This is a genomic window from Bifidobacterium sp. ESL0769 (assembly GCF_029395495.1).
GTDB lineage: Bacteria > Actinomycetota > Actinomycetes > Actinomycetales > Bifidobacteriaceae > Bifidobacterium.
The window spans coordinates 1425717-1447427 of the sequence record NZ_CP113918.1; the positions used below are offsets into that span (position 1 = coordinate 1425717).

At 54.1% G+C, this 21711-nt stretch carries 12 protein-coding genes and 1 pseudogene; 8 read left to right on the forward strand and 5 right to left on the reverse strand.

Annotated elements, in window-relative coordinates; genetic code table 11:
* Positions 1–167 precede the first annotated feature (167 nt).
* Together OZX72_RS05820 and OZX72_RS05825 are read left to right on the forward strand one after the other, a co-directional pair.
* Positions 168–1058: a formate/nitrite transporter family protein gene (locus OZX72_RS05820; protein ID WP_277157740.1), complete on the forward strand. Its 891-nt coding sequence runs from the start codon at positions 168–170 to the stop codon at positions 1056–1058.
* A 209-nt stretch (positions 1059–1267) separates the two neighbouring features.
* Complete coding sequence (locus OZX72_RS05825) at positions 1268–2293, forward strand: aminotransferase class I/II-fold pyridoxal phosphate-dependent enzyme (protein ID WP_277157741.1); 1026 nt, start codon at positions 1268–1270, stop codon at positions 2291–2293.
* 183 nt (positions 2294–2476) lie between these two features.
* Here the strand turns inward: OZX72_RS05825 and OZX72_RS05830 are convergent, their stop codons facing one another.
* Positions 2477–3805 carry a glycosyltransferase gene (locus OZX72_RS05830; protein ID WP_277157742.1) on the reverse strand — a complete coding sequence of 443 codons (1329 nt, stop codon included), beginning with the start codon at positions 3803–3805 and terminating at the stop codon, positions 2477–2479.
* Between the two features lie 235 nt (positions 3806–4040).
* Between OZX72_RS05830 and purT the strand changes: the two genes are divergently transcribed.
* The 6 genes and pseudogenes from purT (at position 4041) to purD (ending at position 14645) form a co-directional block, all read left to right on the forward strand.
* Positions 4041–5315, forward strand: a complete 1275-nt coding sequence (gene purT / locus OZX72_RS05835; RefSeq protein ID WP_277157744.1) for a formate-dependent phosphoribosylglycinamide formyltransferase — start codon at positions 4041–4043, stop codon at positions 5313–5315.
* Positions 5316–5672: 357 nt separating this feature from the next.
* Positions 5673–6422: a phosphoribosylaminoimidazolesuccinocarboxamide synthase gene (gene purC / locus OZX72_RS05840; RefSeq protein WP_277157745.1), complete on the forward strand. Its 750-nt coding sequence runs from the start codon at positions 5673–5675 to the stop codon at positions 6420–6422.
* A gap of 136 nt (positions 6423–6558) precedes the next feature.
* A pseudogene (locus OZX72_RS05845) lies at positions 6559–10431 on the forward strand (phosphoribosylformylglycinamidine synthase); the annotation flags it as partial.
* 166 nt (positions 10432–10597) lie between these two features.
* Positions 10598–12145: an amidophosphoribosyltransferase gene (gene purF / locus OZX72_RS05850; protein WP_277157747.1), complete on the forward strand. Its 1548-nt coding sequence runs from the start codon at positions 10598–10600 to the stop codon at positions 12143–12145.
* Between the two features lies 1 nt (position 12146).
* Complete coding sequence (gene purM / locus OZX72_RS05855) at positions 12147–13184, forward strand: phosphoribosylformylglycinamidine cyclo-ligase (protein ID WP_277157748.1); 1038 nt, start codon at positions 12147–12149, stop codon at positions 13182–13184.
* A gap of 120 nt (positions 13185–13304) precedes the next feature.
* Positions 13305–14645 (forward strand): phosphoribosylamine--glycine ligase, encoded by a 1341-nt coding sequence (gene purD, locus OZX72_RS05860; RefSeq protein ID WP_277157749.1) that lies wholly within the window; start codon positions 13305–13307, stop codon positions 14643–14645.
* Between the two features lie 3 nt (positions 14646–14648).
* On the opposite strand, the gene OZX72_RS05865 is transcribed toward purD, so the two are convergent.
* From OZX72_RS05865 to OZX72_RS05880, 4 genes are all read right to left on the reverse strand, one after another.
* Positions 14649–15719: a hypothetical protein gene (locus OZX72_RS05865; RefSeq protein WP_277157750.1), complete on the reverse strand. Its 1071-nt coding sequence runs from the start codon at positions 15717–15719 to the stop codon at positions 14649–14651.
* Complete coding sequence (locus OZX72_RS05870) at positions 15707–17734, reverse strand: AAA family ATPase (RefSeq protein WP_277157751.1); 2028 nt, start codon at positions 17732–17734, stop codon at positions 15707–15709. Before OZX72_RS05870 ends, OZX72_RS05865 begins: the two co-directional genes overlap by 13 nt.
* Before the next feature lie 182 nt (positions 17735–17916).
* Positions 17917–19080, reverse strand: coding sequence for a HipA domain-containing protein (locus OZX72_RS05875; protein WP_277157752.1), 1164 nt, complete (start codon positions 19078–19080; stop codon positions 17917–17919).
* Between the two features lie 232 nt (positions 19081–19312).
* Positions 19313–21649, reverse strand: a complete 2337-nt coding sequence (locus OZX72_RS05880; protein WP_277157753.1) for an LTA synthase family protein — start codon at positions 21647–21649, stop codon at positions 19313–19315.
* Positions 21650–21711 lie beyond the last annotated feature (62 nt).

Below are 21711 nucleotides of genomic sequence, written 5' to 3' on the forward strand. Positions count from 1 at the left end.
TTAAATACTCCCGCCATGATCCGTTTGTATGTTTTGTCACATTATCCATGTGTTCTAGGTAACAAAATACTGTATTTCATACAAAGGGCAAACGTTACCAGCCATAATGAAAGTAAGAGACTTTTTACCTTTCAATCAACAATAAGCAGGAAATACAAGAAAGAACTATGGGCAGATTATCTGAACTGAAAACAACCATCTCCGAAGTCGAAGGAACCGAGGACGAAACCAAGCCGCTCTTCCCCGGACGCGCGTTCATCTCGACTGTGCTCGACGCGCTTGACAACAAAGAGACCATGACCGGCAAAATGACCGGCCGCTACATCCAGCGCGCCACGATGGCGGGCATTCTGGTCGGCGTCTTCTTCACCGCCTTCTGGGTCATCATGGGAGCAAGTTCGAAAGGCGGACCGGGACTTCTGTTGGCCGGCAAAGTGCTGGCGGGAACGACCTTCGGTTGGGCGCTGGTGCTCATCTACTACACCAATTCGGAACTGTTGACCTCGAACATGATGGTCGTGAGCGTCGGAGCCTACCACAAGCGCATCGGATGGCTGCAATCATTGAAGCTACTCGGACTATGTCTGCTCGGCAATTTGCTAGGTGCACTTATCGTGGCCATTATTCTGCGTTTCTCCACCATCATTTCGGGCGCCAGTTACGACGTCATGCTCACCGCAGCCAATACCAAACTCTCTTATCTCAACTCCGTGGGAGGCGTCGGCGACCTCTTCGTGCGCGCGATCTTCTGCAACTTCTGCATCAATATCGCCATGCTGATGGTCTACAACGGCAAGCTTTCCAACGATTTCACCAAGTGCATCATCATGGTGGTCGCGGTGCTCGTCTTCACCTTCTGCGGCTTCGAACACTCGGTGGCCGATTCCGCGATGTTCCTCATTCTCGGTATGCACGGCGCCATCAACGCATGGAAGGCGATTCTCGTCATCGTCGTCGCCATTCTCGGCAATCTCGTGGGCGGCGGAATCCTCATTGGTCTCAACTTCGCGACGATGAACGACGAACGCGGCATCACCACCGATACCAACAAACAATAAGACCATATCGGGCCACGAAAACTTCCCAAATCCGGGAGCGAAAGCGAGTCTCACGAAACATCCGAAAAGGGCATTTTTGCGAAAGCAGGAACGCCCTTTTCTTAATTTTTATCGACAAACCGGAAAGCGAATGCCGCCTTTTATCTTGCCATAGACACCCGTGGGATTATGGTAGAGACATACTCAACACGAGCAAATGAAGGAGCGATATGCTGGACTTTACCAGTGATTACACGGAAGGTGCGCACCCGCAAATCCTGAAGCGGATGGCCGAAACCAATATGGAACAGCTTCCAGGTTATGGCTCCGACAAATACTGCGATTCTGCAAAAGCAAAGATCCGCGAGGCTTGCGCTTGCCCGGACGCCGACGTCTGGTTCCTTGTTGGCGGCACGCAGACCAACCAGACCGTCATCGACACCATCACCCCGCCCTACGCGGGAGTCGTCGCCGCAACCAACGGGCATGTCAACGTCCACGAGGCCGGTGCCGTGGAATCTACCGGGCATAAAGTGCTCACGTTGCCAAGCCACGAAGGCAAAATCGACGCGGCCGACCTCGAGCAATATTGCAAGGACTTCTACGCCGACGGCAACTACACCCACATGGTCTTCCCCGGTTGCGTCTATGTCTCGCACCCGACCGAATACGGCACGATGTACACCAAAGCGGAACTTACGGCCATCGCGGATGTCGCTCACCAATACGACATGCAGCTATTCCTCGACGGCGCACGCCTCGGCTACGGGCTGACCGCCGAGGGCACCGATCTGACACTCGAAGACATCGCCCGCATCACCGACGTCTTCTATATCGGCGGCACCAAGGTCGGAGCACTGTTCGGCGAAGCCGTCGTCTTCACGAAGAACAACACGCCAAAGCATTTCCTTACGCAAATCAAGCAACATGGTGCGCTGCTGGCCAAAGGCTGGCTGCTCGGCCTGCAATTCGACACACTCTTTACCGACGGGCTTTACACGAAAATCGCCAAGAATGCCAACGTGATGGCCGACCAAATTCGTACCGCTTTGAAGACCAAAGGGTACCAGCTCGTCTACGAGAACACGACCAATCAGATTTTCGTGGCCATGGACCAGCCCACCATCGACCGGCTTTCCCCGCAGGTCGCCATGGGCTTCCTCGAAAAATACGACGACACACATACGGTGATGCGCATCTGCACCAGCTGGGCCACCACCCAGGAGCATACCGACCAGCTCATCGCGCTGCTATAACTGCGCACCGTAGCTTCGTCTTAAACCAGTGAGAAAAGCACCATTTTGAGGCGATTTTAGTGCTTTTCGCACTGGTTTTGCCACAACTAGAGGAGAAAAGCACCTTTTCGGGGCGATTTTAGTGCTTTTCGCACAGGTTCTGCCGCGACTAGAGATGAAAAGCACCTGAAATGACCACTGGCATCAACGGTCTTTACGAGGGAACGACGCCTCCGCAATGGCTTCGCGCTCCATTGCGACGAATTTGTGGACGCACTGCGGCAACGCGTATTTGTCGCGTGCTTCCTGCGCATATTTCGGGCCCCATTCGGCGCGTTCCCGCGGATGCTCGATCCACCAGTCGATGCGGCGGGCGAGCGCCTTGGCATTGCGGGCCGGGAAAACCGAGGAATCAGTCAGCGCGAACTGGCTGGCGGCCGAAAGCGGCGAATCGGCAATCACCGGCACCAAACCGGACGCGATGCCCTCCAACACGCTCAATGATTCGATGTCGACGATGGAAGGATGCACAAGCAAATCGGCCTGACGCAACAGGTTCGGCATATCCTCGTTGGCATGGAAACCGATATGCGCAGGCCTCGGCAGCAATCGCTTGGCCAACCGACGAAGACGGCGTTGCAATGGTCCGGTACCGCAGATGGTCAAATCGATCTGTGAAGCATGCTGACTTAACGCGATCGCACGAATCAGCGTTTCGTGGTCTTTTTCGTGAGTAAGCCGCCCGGAAGCGATGATGCGGAACACACGCTGCGAGCGATGCGGGTCCCGAGCCGAGGTTCCTGCACTGTCGGCCTTGCTGATTTCAATCGCCTTGTCGCCACGGCTGTCATTGACTTCTCCGTTCAAAGCCTCGGTGCTATTGCCGATTCTCTCATGTTGATTACATTCATTGTCTTCTTCATAAATGAGCCTATACTTCGCGGGATGAAACCGGCTGGAATATCCGTTCGAGATGACATGCAATCGGGCACGATAACCATGCGCACGCAACTGACGGGCAATCATTTCGCTCGGGGCATGGATATGGCCGATATGACGGTAGAGCCAGAAATCAAACAGGTAGTAAATAAGCGACGGAATGCCCGGAATATAGCGCAACGGCCCCGCAGAATATGTGACGTTTTCGGGTTGGAGATGGAAACCTGCGGTCACCGGTATGCCCATGGATTTCGCAACAGCGAGCGCGTGCCGACCAAATTTGAACGGCATATAGATGTGCACTACATCAGCGCCCTCGAAAGCCTGGCGAAAAACAGTGTCATCAGGCTTAGCAAATTGCATCTGTTGCTTGGCCGCAAGCCATGAAACGAATGGTAAATGGTGGACCTCAACCGGGAAATCTGGCGCACCGACGCCAACCAATCGAACGTGATGCCCCTGATTCTCGAGTTCCCGAGCATACTGCAACGCCGAATTCGAAGTGCCGTTGCCCCGGTTGCCAACCGAATCGACCACCAACGCGATGGTCAACGGCTTGTCGGCATCGCCTGCGACGTTTCGGGAATCTGGCATAATTCAATCCTAACGCCGTCATTTCAGTTCGCGGCTATCGAAATATGTAGGACGAACTTTATTGTGCCCGTTACGACATTCTGAATTTTCAATGTATTGTCCGAGAAGTTGAGAGTCAACCGATCATCGATGAATTTTTGGACCAACCGGCATCCTGAGACCACCAATATCACAATTCATCAACAATTATTAAAAGCGAACCTCACTCGGGGCCATCGTATGCAACAATGAAATCATGACCGCTCAAACCGCATCATCATCCGTCAACTACCCGCTAGGCAATCCGGCCGAATCCCACCAAACTCGCATGCTCTTGCTGGGCTCAGGCGAACTCGGGCGAGAAATCGCCATCGAACTGACACGGCTCGGGGCATTCGTCATCGCCGCCGACAGCTACGAACACGCGCCTGCCATGCAGATTGCGCAGGAAAGCCACGTATTGGATATGACCGATTCCGTGGCACTCAGCGACTTGATTGCCGAAACCAAGCCTTCGATTATCATTCCGGAAATCGAGGCCATCGCGACCCCGGAATTAGCCAATGCGGCGTCGGAGGGCATCCAGGTCGTGCCCAGCTCGCGTATCGCCGCAATCTGCATGGACCGGGAAGCGCTGCGAACGCTGATGCATGAAAAGCTTGGTCTGCCAACCACGCCGTATCGTTTCGCCGGTTCGTTTGCAGCATTCAAAGCCGGAGCGCAAGCCGTCGGTTATCCGTGCGTGGTCAAACCGGTGATGAGTTCCTCGGGACACGGACAGTCCGTACTTCGCGGCGACGGCGACCTTGATTCGGCTTGGCAGGAAGCGCAAACCGGACGAAGGGATGCCAAGGATGGCGGAATTTCAAGGGTTATCGTCGAAGCGTTCGCACCGCTTGATTACGAGCTGACCATGCTCACCGTCTCCTCCAGCGCAGGCATCGTGGTCTGCTCCCCTATCGGTCAGCGACAGGAAGACGGCGATTACCGCGAATCATGGCAACCGGCACAAGTGAATCCGAGGATTCTCGAAAAAGCGCAGGATATCGCTCGCAAGGCCGTCAGCGGATTGATCGACATCGCCCATAAGAACGGCGAACACGGTTGGGGCGTTTTCGGCGTCGAACTGTTCGTTTTGAAGAACGGTGACATCCTCTTCAACGAAGTCTCCCCCCGCCCGCACGACACCGGCATGGTGACGATGATTTCCCAACACTTGAGCGAGTTCGCGCTTCACGCCAGAGCCGTTCTGGGCATTCCTGTTACCAAAGAAAGCGTTGCATTGAGCCTCAAAAACGGTGAAGTCGCAGCCAGCCATGCCGTGGTGGTCACCGGAACCGGCCAAGTCACCTTCACCAACGTCCCGGAAGCGTTATCACAGCCCAACACTGACCTGCGTATTTTCGGCAAGCCGACGGTAAACGGCCACCGTCGTATGGCCGTCGCTTTAGCTACCGGCACCAACGAAACGAATGCAAGGGAAAAAGCCGCGAAGATTTCGAATGATCTTCATATCGCAATTTCAAAATGAATAAGCCGCAAGCCTATTTTGCAGCGTTCTCATCGATTTTGAATGTAACTTGAGAATTAAGAATTCATGACATTTGTAGATGTGATGATTCCATCAGTGCAAGACTATCCTGATGCCGCCTAAACTGCTCAGGGACGGCCATTATCTTATCTTTCCAACGGATGTAACAGAAAATTTACAATGTTCGAAATTGTTGGAAAACGGCGTTACTGGTAAAACGCTTTTGCTTGAATAAACGATCTATTGTCGCATTTTTTGTGCGCTGTGAGCTGCGAACTTGTTGGCTTCCGTTGGTATATTTTTGACGTAAGTTCACCTCATTCAATCAATCTCGTTACTCTACGGGAAGGGCGAATCATGGAGAAACTGGATATGCTCTACAAGGGCAAAGCCAAGAAACTCTATTCAACGGATGACCCGAATATACTCTGGGTCGAATACATGAATCAGGCCACCGCCGGCGACGGCGCGAAAAAGGCCCAGATTCAAGGAAAAGGAAGTCTCAATAACCGCATCACCACGGTTCTTTTCCGGCTTTTGGAAGCCGAGGGCGTCAAAACGGATTTCATTCGCCGCGTCTCCGACACCGAGCAGCTCAACGAAAAAATCACGATGTTTCCGCTTGAGATCATCATGCGCAACACCGCTGCCGGCTCCTTCGCTCAACGTTACGGCATCAAGGAGGGCACCGAGCTCAAGCGTCCAATCCTCGAATTCTGCTTCAAATCCGACGAACTGCATGATCCGTTCATCAACATCGACGGCATCGTAGCCCTTGGACTGGCGACCGACGAGGAAATGGCCGAGGTTTCACGTCAGGCCCGTGACATCAACGAAAAACTCACCAAAATCTTTCGCGACATCGATGTAAAACTCGTCGATTTCAAGATTGAGGAAGGCAAAAACAAGGACGGCGAAATCGTCTTGGCCGACGAGATCACTCCGGATACCTGCAGACTTTGGGATTTGAAGGACGGTTCCGGCAAAGTCGAACATCTCGACAAAGACCTCTTCCGCAGAGACCTCGGCGACATCATCCCCGCCTACGAGGAAATCTACAAACGATTGCTTGACCTGGCCAACTGCCGAGGCGTCAAGGTCGAATGACATATCGCTCGCATACCTGAATCGTTGGTATGCGAGCGATTTTTGGTTATTGCGCAATATTCCGTTCTCAAGCTATTTCTTCGCTTCCCGATTCCATCACTCCAACCACTTGACTCAGCTACGCTAAGGAACATCAGTGCTTTCAACAGTTTTTCGCGTGTATGTAGAAAAGAAACCCGGCTTTGACGTCGAGGCCAGTAATCTTGCCAACGAGCTTCGGGATGTCCTCGGGCTCACTGGACTCAAGCACGTTCGCATCATCAACCGCTACGATGCGCAAGGTTTGGATGCCGCGCTTTTCGAAGCAGCCATTCCCACAGTTTTCAGCGAGCCTCCAGTTGATAGGGCGACGCGCGAATTGCCCGATTTGGGCGGTGCACAGGTTTTCGCTGTGGAATATCTGCCGGGTCAGTTCGACCAGCGTGCGGAATCGGCTAGCCAGTGCATCCAGCTCTTGAGCCAAGGGACACGACCGGACGTGCGCACGGCGAAAATCTATGCACTATACGGCAATCTTTCTTCTGAGGATGCTGCTGCCATCAAACGCTACGTCATCAATCCTGTAGACGCGCACGAAACCGGGCTTGAAACGCGCAAAACGTTGGAAACCGAAGTCAAAGTTCCAGCCGATGTCGAGGTAATCGACGGTTTCAATGAACTAGACGACTCCGGATTGCAGCGTTTCATTGCCAAACGAGGACTGGCGATGGATCTGGGCGACGCAAAATGCTGCCAGACTTACTTCCGCGGTGAACACCGCGAACCGACCATCACCGAAATCAAAGTCATTGACACCTATTGGTCCGACCACTGCCGCCACACCACCTTTGGCACTGAGCTAACGCAGATCGATATCGACGACACCGTGGTTGAGGCCGCATTCAAGCGCTATCTCAAGGTTCGAGAAAATCTGGGGCGTACCAACAAGCCCGTGACTTTGATGGATATGGGAACCATCGGGGCCAAAGAACTCGAGGCCGAAGGCGAGCTGACCGGACTCGACAAGTCCGAGGAAATCAACGCCTGCACCGTCAAAATCAAAGTGGACGTCGACGGCAAGCCTGAGGACTGGCTGTTCCTGTTCAAGAACGAAACGCACAACCACCCCACGGAAATCGAACCCTTCGGCGGGGCGGCCACCTGCATCGGTGGCTGCATCCGCGATCCACTTTCCGGACGTGCCTACGTCTATCAGGCCATGCGCGTCACCGGAGCCGGAGATCCACGCGTGCCGGTATCAGAAACGCTGGAAGGCAAGCTGCCACAACGAAAGTTGGTCACTACCGCCGCTCAGGGTTATTCCTCCTACGGCAATCAGATCGGGCTGGCTACCGGACAAGTTGATGAAATTTATCATCCTGGATACGTTGCCAAACGCATGGAGGTCGGGGCCGTGGTCGGCGCGGCACCAGCCGTCAACGTACGCCGGGAGACACCAACCCCTGGAGACAAGATCATTCTTTTAGGCGGACGTACCGGGCGTGACGGCATCGGCGGGGCAACCGGCGCTTCCAAGGCACAGGATACCGACAGCCTGGTCGAATCGGGAGCCGAGGTTCAGAAGGGCAACGCAACCGTCGAGCGTAAGCTGCAACGGCTCTTCCGACGCCATGATGCCAGCGTGCTCATCAAACGCTGCAACGATTTCGGCGCAGGCGGAGTTTCTGTAGCGACCGGCGAAATCGCTGACGGGCTGAAAATCGACCTCGACAAGGTTCCGAAAAAATACGAGGGTTTAGACGGCACAGAACTGGCTATTTCCGAGTCTCAGGAACGCATGGCCGTTGATGTGGCGGCTGGGGACGTGGACGAGTTTCTGTGTTATGCGCACGAGGAAAACCTTGAAGCGACGGTCATTGCCGCCGTCACCGCCGAGCCACGCATGGTCATGGATTGGCGCGGCAAACGCATCGTCAACCTGTCCCGAGAATTCCTCGCTTCAAACGGTGCGACTAAACATCAGCACATCCATGTGTTGCCCGCCGAAGATTATTCGGTTCCGCAAGCTTGGAAATCCGGTGATCTTCACGAACGCCTGACCTCCTTGGTCGGCGACATCAACATCGCCGGCAACAAGGGTCTTGCCGAACGTTTCGATTCCACCATTGGCGCCGGCACCGTGCTGATGCCGTTCGGCGGACGCGAACAGCTCACGCCAAGTCAGGCCATGGTCGCCAAACTTCCCGTGCCTAACGGGCTGACCCACACGGCAAGCGCCATGGCTTGGGGCTTCAACCCGTTCATTACCGAACGCAACCAGTTCGCCGGTGCCTATCTGGCCGTGGTCGAATCGGTCTCCAAGCTCGTCACAACCGGTTTCACGAGAGAAAACGCCTACCTGAGCTTCCAGGAATATTTTGGCAAGCTTCATCAGGACCCCGAACGTTGGGGCAAGCCCACTGCGGCATTGCTCGGCGCTCTGAGCGCTCAGCTCGACCTCAAGGTCGGTGCCATCGGTGGCAAGGACTCAATGAGTGGCAGTTTCGAGCAGGACGGCCAAGAGCTGGATGTACCGCCCACGCTAATCTCCTTCGCCGTATCCACCGGAAATATGAACGGTGCGGTATCGCCGGAATTCAAGGGTTCCGGGCATCGTATCGTGCGTATAGCACCGCAACGGTATGGATATGATGCGACTTCCGTCAATGCAAACGATGCCGAAAGCGCTTACCGGCTTATCCCCAGCCCCGACGATCTGCTTGAAACTTTGGCACTGGTCGAACAACTGACCGCCACCAACCAGACTCTCGCAATTTCCACACTGGGATACGGTGCCTCCGCCGAAGCCTTGTTTAAGATGACGCTGGGCAATCAGATCGGCGTCAGGCTGAACAACGACATCAACCTTGACGTCCTGTTCGAACCTGCATACGGTTCCTTTATTGTGGAACTTGCGGAAGGTGCCGAAGTGCCGGAAAGTGACGAGCAAGTTAGCGTTGAAGTGATTGGCACAACCACGGCTACTTATGAATTCGCGGCGGCCGGCGAAACCGTCGACCTTGGCGAATTACAGGATGTTTGGGAATCCACGATGGAAGAAATCTTCCCCTATCGCAGCCATGGCATCAATGGCAAAGCCAGCACAACGGAGAACATCCAAACGGCTTCAAATGAACCCTCCGCACAACTTCCCGCCCAAAACGTAACAGATACGCAGACCATCAGTTACCGTAAAGGCCAGCAGGCTTTCTACGTCGGCAACCCGCTCAAGGCCAAGCCGCGCGTGCTCATTCCGGTATTTCCCGGTAATAACTGTGAATACGACGCTGCGGCGGCTTTCGCGGCGGCAGGTGCGGACCCGCACACGCTGATTGTCAATAACCTATCCCCCGAGGCCGTAGCCGAATCGTCGCGACAACTGGCCAAGGAAATCAAGGCCAGCCAGATCGTCATGATTCCGGGCGGTTTCTCAGGCAGCGACGAACCAGACGGATCGGCGAAATTCATCACCGCATTCTTCCGTGCTCCTGCTGTGGCGGACGCCGTGCGTGACCTGCTGGGCAACCGCGATGGCCTGATGCTCGGCATCTGCAACGGCTTCCAGGCGCTCATCAAGCTCGGCCTCGTGCCCTATGGAGACATCGTCGAGCCCAGCGAGAACCAGCCGACACTGACCTTCAACACCATCGGACGGCATCAAAGCCGTCTGGTGCGTACGAGGGTTTCCAGCGATCTCTCGCCTTGGATGGCGGGCAGCGAAGTCGGCGATATCTACACCATCCCGATTTCGCACGGCGAAGGCCGGTTCGTCGCCACGCCCGAACAAATCAGTCAGCTCGCCAGTAGCGGTCAGATCGCCGCACAATATGTCGATGAAAACGGCAACGCGAGCATGAATCTGGCCGACAACCCCAACGGTTCCATGGCCGCCGTCGAAGCGCTGACCAGCCCTGATGGCCGGGTACTGGGCAAGATGGGTCATTCCGAACGCCGTGGCGATGGACTGTATTTGAACGTTCCAGGCCGCGAGTTCCAGCCGATTTTCGAGGCCGGAGTTCGCTATTTCACAGGAGTCGCGTCAAAACAAAGCGAAACAGCGAAACCGGATAAATCCATCGACTCGACCGATGGAGCCAAACTGACTGATATCACCAATCACATTAATACCACCAATCCAACCGACTTAGTCGACCTGGCCAATCCCACCAACCCGACCGATGAAAGGAAGGCCTGATATGTCATTCGAACTCGATGATATCCACGAGGAATGCGGCCTGTTCGGCGTTTGGGGCCATCCCGATGCCGCACGCCTGACCTACTTCGGGCTGCACGCCCTCCAACACCGCGGGCAGGAAGGTGCCGGCATGGTTTCCAATGACCACGGCAAGCTCATCGGCCACCGCGGCCTGGGGCTCTTGACCGAAGTGTTCCACGACGAACGCGAAATCGAACGGCTCACCGGCGATCGCGCCATCGGGCACGTCCGCTACGCCACCAGCGGCTCCAGCGGCATCGACAACATCCAGCCGTTCATCTTCCGCTTCCACGACGGCGACTTTGCCCTGGCTCATAACGGCAACCTCACCAACTGCATCGCTTTGCGCGCCAAACTGGAGAACGAAGGCGCCATCTTCCACTCGAACTCCGACACCGAAGTGCTGATGCATCTGATTCGTCGCTCGAACAAAGCGACGTTCGTCGAAAAACTCAAGGAAGCCCTCAACACTGTTCATGGCGGTTTCGCTTATCTGCTGATGACAGAAAACGCGATGATCGGGGCGCTTGACCCCAACGGTTTCCGCCCGCTTTCGCTTGGTCGGATGAGCAACGGGGCCTACGTGCTCGCCAGCGAGACCTGCGCTTTGGACACTGTGGGTGCCGAGCTGGTTCGAGATATTCGTCCCGGTGAGATTGTAGTCGTAAACGATGAAGGTTATCGGATTCTGACCTACACCGACAAAACCCAGCTGGCAATCTGCTCGATGGAATTCATCTATTTTGCTCGCCCCGATTCCAATATCTATGGCGTCAACGTCCATTCCGCCCGCAAACGCATGGGCGCACGGCTTGCCAAGGAAGCGCCAGTCGACGCGGATATGGTCATCGGGGTGCCGAATTCCTCGCTCTCCGCCGCCTCCGGTTACGCCGAGGCCAGCGGTTTGCCCAATGAGATGGGACTGATCAAGAACCAATATATCGCCCGTACGTTTATCCAGCCCACGCAGGAATTGCGCGAGCAAGGCGTACGGATGAAACTTTCGGCGGTACGTGGCGTGGTCAAAGGCAAACGAATCATCGTCATCGACGATTCCATCGTGCGCGGCACCACCTCCAAGCGCATCGTCCGGCTCCTGCGCGAAGCAGGCGCGGCCGAAGTACACATGCGTATCAGCTCGCCACCGCTCAAATACCCCTGCTTCTACGGCATTGACATCTCCACCACCCGCGAACTGATCGCCGCACGGATGAGCGTCGAGGAAATCCGAAAATACATCGGCGCGGATTCCCTGCAATTCCTCAGCCTCGACGGGCTCATCGAATCCATCGGCCTCAACGCCGACGCGCCTTACGGAGGGCTGTGTGTAGCCTATTTCAATGGCGACTACCCCACCGCTCTGGACGATTATGAAGACGAATTCCTCGCTTCGCTCAAACCCGAGGAACGCGAGCGCCTGCCACGTTTCGCCAAATACCAGAGCGAATACGTGGACAACGAATATAGCAGCACAGAGTCATCGAAACAAAGCAAACAAATCGCAAGCACCACCACAAGGAGGGCATAGCATGCCTCAAGCATACGAACAAGCAGGAGTCAGCGTCGAGGCCGGCTACGAGGTCGTCCGCCGCATCAAATCGCACGTCGCACGGACCAACCGACCCGGAGTAGTCGGCGGTATCGGCGGATTCGGCGGGCTTTTCGACCTGGCAAGCCTCGGCTATAAGGAGCCGATGCTGGTTTCCGGCACCGACGGCGTGGGTACGAAGCTGATGGTCGCCAAAATGGCCAATAAACACGACACCATCGGTATCGACTGCGTGGCGATGTGCGTCAACGACATCGCCGCCCAAGGTGCGCAACCGCTGTTCTTCCTCGATTACATCGCCTGCGGCAAGAACGATCCCGCACTTCTGGAGCAGGTCGTTTCCGGTGTGGCGGATGGCTGCGTTCAGGCGGATTCGGCGCTCATCGGCGGCGAGACGGCGGAAATGCCGGGTATGTATGACGAAGATGAATACGATCTGGCTGGATTCGCTGTTGGGGTCGCCGAAAAATCAGCAATCGTGGACGGATCGGGCATCCGCGAAGGCGATGTACTAGTTGGCTTGGAATCTTCTGGTGTCCATTCCAATGGATTCTCGCTGGTACGTGAGGCTTTGTTCAACGAAGCCGGCTATAGCGTCGATACGAAACTTGACGAACTCGGCGACGCCACGTTGGGCGACGTCCTGCTCACCCCGACGAAAATCTACGTCAAGGCGCTCAAGCCGCTTTTTGCCGCGGGCCTTATCAAAGGCGTCGCGCACATCACCGGCGGCGGGTTCATTGAGAACATTCCCCGTATGATTCCCGAAGGTCTCGCAGCGTCAATCAAGATTGGAACATGGAGCATCCCGCCGATTTTCGACATCATCGAACGCGCGGGCAGCATCGATCACGAGGAGATGTTCAACGTCTTCAACATGGGCATCGGCATGGTCTTGGCCGTCGACTCGGCGAACGTGAAGCAAACTCTCAAAACCCTTGAAACCGTCGGCGAAACCGGCCATGTCATCGGCTCGATCGTGCCGGATAATGGGCTCAGACGAGTTTTGTTCGCTTAATTCATACCGAGGTCATTTCATCTATACTTGACATTGGTATCAGAAAACTTCTCATCGATCAATCAAAGCGGAATTCATCAACAAACTTCCACAGGCGGAAGCTCGAGGAAAGGACACGAAATGGGTATAAAGGTTCTGGTCATCGGATCAGGCGCGCGCGAACACGCGATCGCCGCCACATTGCTCAACGGCGCGAGTGTCGACGAAGTCACCGTTGCTCCCGGCAACCCCGGCATGGAGCTCGACGGCATCCGCACCACCCACATCGACCCATCCAATCACGCGGCACTTATCGAATTCATGCAGTCCAGCGGCTACGACTGGGCTCTCGTCGGCCCCGAAGTGCCACTGATGCACGGCATCGTCGACGATTTTCGTGAGGTTGGCCTCAAGGCGTTCGGCCCCACCCGCGCAGCTGCACAGATCGAAGGCTCCAAGGACTTCGCCAAGCAGCTCATGGCCCGCCACGCCATCCCGACCGCTGCCTACCGTACGTTCACCGACTATGAAGCGGCTGCGGCTTATGTCGCCGAACACGGCACGCCAATCGTCATCAAAGCTGACGGGTTGGCCGCCGGCAAGGGCGTAACTGTCGCCCTTGATGAACAGACGGCACTTGGTGCCCTAGAAGACATCTTCGTCGAACGCCGTTTCGGCAACGACGACCTCAAGGTCGTAATCGAAGACTTCCTCGAAGGACAGGAATTTTCGCTGATGAGCTTCGTCAACGGCACCGAATTCTGGCCAATGCCCATTTCACAGGACCACAAACGTGCCTACGACGGCGATAAAGGCCCAAACACCGGCGGCATGGGCGCATACAGCCCAGTTCCGCAAATCAGCAATGACACGGTCGAACAGGCCATCGACACCATCGTGCGTCCGACCGTCGAAGCGTTGGCCGAAGAAGGCACACCGTTCACCGGTATCCTCTACGCCGGCCTTATCGCTACCGACGACGGCCCGAAAGTCATCGAGTTCAACGCCCGCTTCGGCGACCCGGAAACCGAGGCCGTGCTGCCGCTACTCACGAGCGACCTCGGCGAAGGAATCAACGCCATCCTCAACGACGAACAGCCGACGTTCACGTGGCGTACGGATGCCACCGCCCTCGGTGTGGTGCTCGCCGCCGACGGCTACCCCGGCAAGCCGAAGAAGGGAACCTTGGTACCCGCGATCCCCACCGATTCCGATTCTCGCATCTATTACGCCGGCGTGAAAAGGCCGAAGCATCCCGAAAATCTGAATCCTGCTGACTTGGCATCTTCAACCGGTTTGGTCTCTTCCTCCGGTCGCGTCTTGGTCTACGAAACGGTCGCACCCACCCTTAAGGCCGCCCAATCCAAGATTTACGACACTCTAGACGCCCTAGACACCACCGGTTTCTTCTACCGCCATGACATCGGCGCCAAAGCCTTGGAAGCCGTTGTTCCGGATAGCTCTGAACCGAACAACCTGTAAACTTTAGGACAGCAGCCACTGATTGACGATATCATCAAGTTCATCAGCGATATCCTTAAAGTCCTGATTGAGATTGAGAGTACGGACGGAAAAACGATGCCCTAGTTCTTCCCACGTCTCGTTATGTTCGACGTCATTATCCGTCAGCGCATAAAGCAGCATGCCGCTGACCTTGTCATCACTGCCGTAGGCCTCATGCAACACATAACTTTGAATCTGGTTGATGTGCTTGGGCCGATAGATCTTCTTGCTGTAATTGGTCTGGAGAATCTGCCCGTAACATTTCGTATCTATGATAAGCGTTCTGTCGCCAAGGTGGAGCGTGACATCGGTGAGCAGCTCAGGAAGAAACGCATCATCTCCTGATTCGATCTTGCGGTCGATTTTCTTGGCTTTCACCGTCATCCGGTGCTTATGAGCGCTATACTGCCGATAATATTCGAGCACGAACTTCTCATACAACTCACTCAGCGCACGTTGCGAAGTGTATTCAACCAGTTTTCGGTTCCCGCCAGTTTCGGTGAGCAGCTGGCGATCAAGCACCAAGCGGCACACGTTCATAAGCAATTGGTAGCTGGCGTTATTGCGCTCGAACCGCAGCCTCGCCCAATCGACACGACGCACATCCACGAATTGCATGTCCTGCATGCTGATGAGGCATCGCTTCAGATCGCGCCTTCTCGGCTTGCGTACCCCGGGCCTGTCAATCATCAGCCTTGCCGTGGTCTTGAGTATCCGATTCTTGTAAGTGTCAGCTAACAGCTCATCGTAGACGCAGGAGACCTTATTACTCCCGGCCATTCTCAGCCGCGCGGTGTCGGCCATATCGATTCGCCCACGGATGCCATGCATTCGCTCGTGTTCCGGTCGGTACATCCGTTCGAAACCGCGTTTGCGCTGCGTGGATATTCCAATGGCGAGAATCGCGGCCATCAGGTCATCGATAGTCTCGAAATCCTCGGTTTCCAGCCTGGCATATTGTTTGAATTGCAAGGCCTTGAACGCATAAGCCATCATGTAGTAGATGTTCTTGATGACGACTTGGTCTTCCGCTCGCATGGTTATTTCACGCATTCAAGGAGTTTGTTGGATTCCGTATCGACCTTATCTTTATTGTCGAACCAATATTCCTGAATCAGTGGGATGAGTTCGTATCGTGCGATCGAACGAGCGAAATTGTCATCGTCACCATCGTTGTTCTCACAGAAATAGCTGTGCCCTATGCAGAACCCCTCGCCCAAAGCATCGTCTTCGGCGATGTCACGGTTCAGGCTTCTCACCGCTTCTACCAGAGCCGTCAATCGCGAATCGTCACGCTTCGCCAGCTGTTCTTGGAACTTCTTATTGTCAAGAGCAGGCTTCATGGTGAAGAACGCAAACCTCCTGCGTAACGCGTAGTCGATGAGCGCCAGACCACGATCGGCCGTGTTCATCATGCCAATGATATACAGGTTTTCAGGCACATAAAACGGCTCTTGCGAAACCGTAAGAGTTACGCTCTCGTCAGGGCCACGATGGTCCTCTTCGATGGTCATAAGCAGCTCGCCAAACACTTTCGAGATATTGGCACGGTTGATCTCATCGATGATGAAGAAATACGATTCGTCGGGATGGGCGATTGCCTCGCGGACAAACTCCACGAACACACCCGGCACCATCTTGAATCCGTTGCCGTCGTCAGTCGGACGATACCCATACACGAATTCGTCATAGCTCGTGTTCTGATGGAATTGCACGAACTTGATATGGCCGTCGTCCTTGCACCCCAACATGTCCCACGCAAGCCGCTTGGCAGCGAAGGTCTTGCCCGTACCTGGAGCGCCCTGCAGAATCACGTTTTTCTTGCGTTCCAGCAGCCCTTTCAGCTCGCCTAAGTCATCAGAAGTTAAGAACACGTCATCCAGGAAATCCTTGTCGCCATACGGTTCCACCTCGGCCTTGCTTATCGGCGAGGACTCGGACTCGGTTGAAGTTTCTGGTTTATCGGCATACAGCGGATAGCTCGAAAGATCCATGTTCTTGAGCGCCTCCATTACTTCCGGGCGCAATTTCCATGCATAAGTTCCGTGACGATGTTTCGCCACAGACTGTCCCAGACATAGCACCGAATAATATGCATATGAGTTATTTGGCTGGTCGATAGCCGCCAAACCGACTTTCTTGGCGACTTTCTCCCCCAATGTCGAGATATTGCTGAGGTAGAAGTGCATTCCTCGGCCATATCGATCGCCCAACTCCGCACATGTCATTCCCTCTGGGTTTTCCGCCAAGCATTTCAAGGTAATAAGGTTATTTGCGGTGGTTATCGTCGAATCACGAAGAATCTGCTCCCATTGTTCCGCGTCGATACCATTATCACGCTTCTTTCGTGGAGGATACCAATAGTCAGACTGCTGGGCCTCATATGAAAGACGATAAGGCGTTTTGGAAGTCAAATCGCTCAGTTCACCCAGAAACTCAAGATAAACCTCGCCATCTACGGATCGAGGCAGCTCAATCTGCAATTTAACCGCTAGATACTTTTCAAGATCGCCATAAATTGGAAGGTATGCTTCGGGTCTTATCCAGAACAGCCCCTTGGTCAGCTTCGTGAGGCTGATATCATCCTGCTTATCCATGCGATTGAATGCAGCGATGAAATCCCGAACAATTACAGCGTCTTGATCATCACCTGCGTCATCGTCAGCATTATCGTCCACATCCTCATCCGCGCAGCGCATAGCGGCTTCGAACATTTCCCAGTTATGCTCCACAGTGTCGATTCTGTCATCCCAATATTGCCAATGTTGTGGATTCGTCACCGGGATTCCGTCAAAATCTCCAGGCAGCGACATATCCAAATCAAATTGGGCGAGAATGGTCTTGATGGCATCAATGCGTTTATCTTCCTGCTGCAGTTTCCAGTTGAACATCGAGAAGAACGTGAACGGGTCCATGTCGTTGAAACGTTCACCCAAAATCTGCTCAACGATATCCACTAACGCACCGTGATTATCCCGATAATCCAAAAGTTTGGTAGCAATGGCTTCATAAACTGGAATCCAAGTGAACTCTTCTTGCTGCTGAATCCCATCCGACGTCTTTGCCATCATCGCCCCTTTGCTTTTAGCCGAAGCTTTCTTTCAAATCTTTATAGACTTCTTAATTAATGATAGCAACGCAGATAAACGCATAGTTGCCATCATAATTTAGTGGGAAACGGGACAATTGCTTCATCTCATGACTTTAAAATAACTTAAATCATATACAGACTGTCAATTAAAGCACAAGATTAATGGTGAGATTTCACCCAACTAACGATAGATACGCGCCCTTCCAATGCCTTACCGATGTCGTTGATTTTGGCATCGGGCAACAGGCGCGTACGCGTAAGCTGCGTCGTTACTTCTTCGGGCCAATCCGTGAGTCTGTCCAAATCGTAGTGATTCCAATCGGAGACGAGCTCGAGCTGACGACGTGCGGAAGGCCGTTTGGGTGACGAGAAGAACGGCTTGGTCTTGTAGTCGCGGTTGTCCACTTCGATTTCCCCAGCCCATAACGAGGCTCCCGTATCGAAGAGCGGCGCCGGACGTACCTCGAAAGTTTCGACGTTACGAATCACGCCGAAATTGTTATAGTGACGATCCGTGTTTCGCATGAGAAAATCAACCAAAAGCCAGTCATCAGTAGCTGCACGAATAGCATCAGCATTCGCACCGAAGGCCTCTGCTATCTGAAGCCACTGTTGCTCAGCACTCACTCCATGAGCTTGCTTGACACTTCCCAATAATTGCCAGGCTGAAACCAATTCCTCATCATCTTTAAGCATCTCGTCGCATAAAGAAACGAAACGATTCTGCTCGGCTCCCAGTGAATAGTGAACGGCTTTGATCCCAAGCCTTTCGCATAGCTTGGTTGCGATGACTTCGTTAATCGGTTCCTGCCCGGTTCGTCCGCCTTTGACCAAAATCCTCTTGCCGTTTTCGTTGATAATCCAACGTTTTGGCAAGTCGCCACCCGTCGAGGAGTCCGGAACATCAAAGCTGAATTCATGCGACGAAGAATAGGTGGTCAGCAGCAATTCGCCAAAACGTTCGTCGAAAGTATTGTCGAAAAAGTTTTGGTCTTCCCAACTAGCGTCGGAATCCTGCGGCTTCACCCAGAATTGGTCGGAAAGGCTCAACCCCAATGAGCGATTGAGCAAATCAACAGTCGACGAGGCACCTGTGACTTCCAGAACCTCCCGGATACGGTCACGGGTAGGAGGAATCGCGCGGGAACGCCACCATGCATTGATGCGACCTGCATACACGGCTATTTTTCCGTGGTCAACAAGTTCGCGAGGCAGCCGACGCTCATCGAGCACAACACCCGTACCAACCGCCTGACCGGAGTCTATATCATAGTCAAATTCCAGCACCGGATGAGTGCGACACATCAATACTCTGCGTTCCATGTCGTCTCCCTCCGAATTGATTTCACATGTGTTCTTAAGTCTATCCGCACTCACCGATGGCGAAGAACAGGTAAAACCGTATACTCAATTAATACAGACCAGATGGAATATCGCGTCGATACCTGGAGATTAAGGCAACAAAAAGTCGACCGATACCAAAACTGGAATAATGGAGAACAACCATTTCCTGATTGATGTCGATCGACCTTTTGCTGACGGAACCTGAACAAACTCAGCCCATGAAACCGGCATCTTTCAGGTAGCCCTTGCCGGCGGTGACGTCGTACTGGATGAGCTTGTAGTCGTGCATGAGCTGCTTGGTTTCCTTGTCAAAATCGCTCGCAGCCATCGGATGGCCATTGGGGTCGAGGTAGATCGGCTGACCTTCGGGGATGCGCGACCAACCCTGAATCTGGTTGACCACAGGCGGTTCCATCGCAGAAACCTTACCGTGCAGCTGGGTCAGGAAGGCAAGGAACGGCGTAACCTTGGCATTATTCTGTTCGGCGGCCTGCGCCATGAAGAAGTTCGGCGAGGAATAGGTTCCGTCCGGACTCTTGTAGCCCTGCCGTCCGCTGGCTTTGTTCGACCAGATGAAGTAATCGGTAGTGTGCAGCGCCAGCGAGTTTTTCTCGTCGGCCGAAGCGGTCTTGTAGATGCCCGGCAAGTGGTCGCCATAGAAGACGACGGTGACCGGCTTCTTAAGCGAGTCCATCTGCTCCAAGAACTTGGCGGTGGCCTTGTCGGTGATGTTCGCACCCTTAGCGTAGGTATTGATCGACTCGTTCTCATCGGCGCCGAGCGGTTGAGACGGGTCAGTCGATTCGGCCTTGAAAGTATTGCCCTTGTACCAGTTGTGGTACGGCATGTGGTTCTGCATCGTGGCGAGCTGGACGAATTCGTTCTGAGGATTCTTTTTCATCGATTCATAGACGCTCTGGTAGGCCGAGGCGTCGGAAACGTAGGGTGAAGAATCAATCTTCTGGCGGTGCGCGATGACCTCGGGTGGTTCCAGCGAATAGAAGTGCGAGAAGCCAAACTTCTTGTAATTGTTGGCGCGCAGGTACATCGACGGCTCGTAGGGGTGGAATGCGACGGAATGCTCTTTGCTCCCCCACAGCTGGTTGACGGTCGGCGTCCATTTTTCGCCAGGAATGAGCTGCTGGTACGGGCTCGTGAGTGACGGGTCAAAATTGGCCATCGACATGCCAGTCAGACTCATATATTCAAGGTTCGCAGTGCCGCCGCCGTAACCGGAAGAAAGCATGTAGCCCCCGGTCGTGTGTTCCTTGATCTCGCGGGTATTGGGAATCGCATCATGGTTGAGTTTGAGCCCAGGCACGCGCGACGGGTCGGAATACGATTCGGAGAGGATGAAGACTACACTGCCGTCGTCCATCTTCGTCGTACGCGTCTTGTTGATCTTCGCAGCTTCAGCGCTATAGCGTTTGGTGACCTGTTTCATCGTCGCCTCGCTATAATCGCTGGGCTGATCCATCACTTTGGGATGGGCCTGGCCCAGGAACGAAACCAGTGGACCATTGCGCTGCGCGTCGTAAACGGAATCCCACATCGAGGGGATATAGCCCATGGTATTGGCGAAGGAATGGGTAAAAGTATTGATTTGGCCGACCTGGTAGCTGAAACCGGTCACCAAAAGCAGCGGCACGACGATAAGCACAATACGCAGGGCAGCACCGAGACCCTTCCGCTTTATCTTATTGCTTTCATCCTTATTACTACCGCTTCTGTCAACTTTCTCATCATCGCCGATTGCCTTATTCTTATCAGCATCATCGTTTTTGACCGTACCTTTGCTATGGTCGCTTTGGTCAAAGCCATCACTGCCATCGTTACGGACTTTACTGCTATCGAAACCGAACACCTTCCCGTGCCGCACATCGAAATGGTTCAGCGCGACAAAAAGCGCGATTACCAAGACCATCGCAATCACAACGCCGGCAATCAGCCCGCCAGAACCGGAGGGAATGAAGCTCATCAGCGACCCAGCGTCACCGTTAGAGACGAAGCTAAGGTCAGAAGGCAGAATTGTCTCATATCGAACGCTGACCTTGAAATGCTCAATAATCGAAATGAGCATAATCAGCACAAACATCACCGGCGTCGCAATCCAGAAACGGTTGAACAACATAACCACAGCAAGATAAATGAGACCCAGCAAAAGCAGGTTCAGGACGAGGACGAAATTGCCCTTCTCCCACATCTTGGAAATCATGCCCCACACACCGGTAAGCGGACTGGCCAGCTTCACTCGGGTGCCGCTTTGGGAGACACCCTGCTGCAGGATAAGCGCCATGATGATGTCGAAGATCACGAACAGCAGCACATAAAGCCAGGCAGGAATGTGCAACCTCTTGGATTTCATGTCGGCTTTCACTTTTGCTTTCGGTTCCGATTTCACATCCACATTGCTTTCGTTCGCAGAACCGTCGCTCCCGTCTGCAGCGGTTCCCCGCACTGGTGAAGACACATCGTGTTCACCGTGCCCAACGTGCACATCACGTGAATTTTTTTTCTCAGCGAATTTCGCTTTTTCGACCTCGTCCATCTGATTTTCCTTCAATCAATTACGCGTATTGCGGTATCCGCTCACGTCCGTCTGCATCGCCA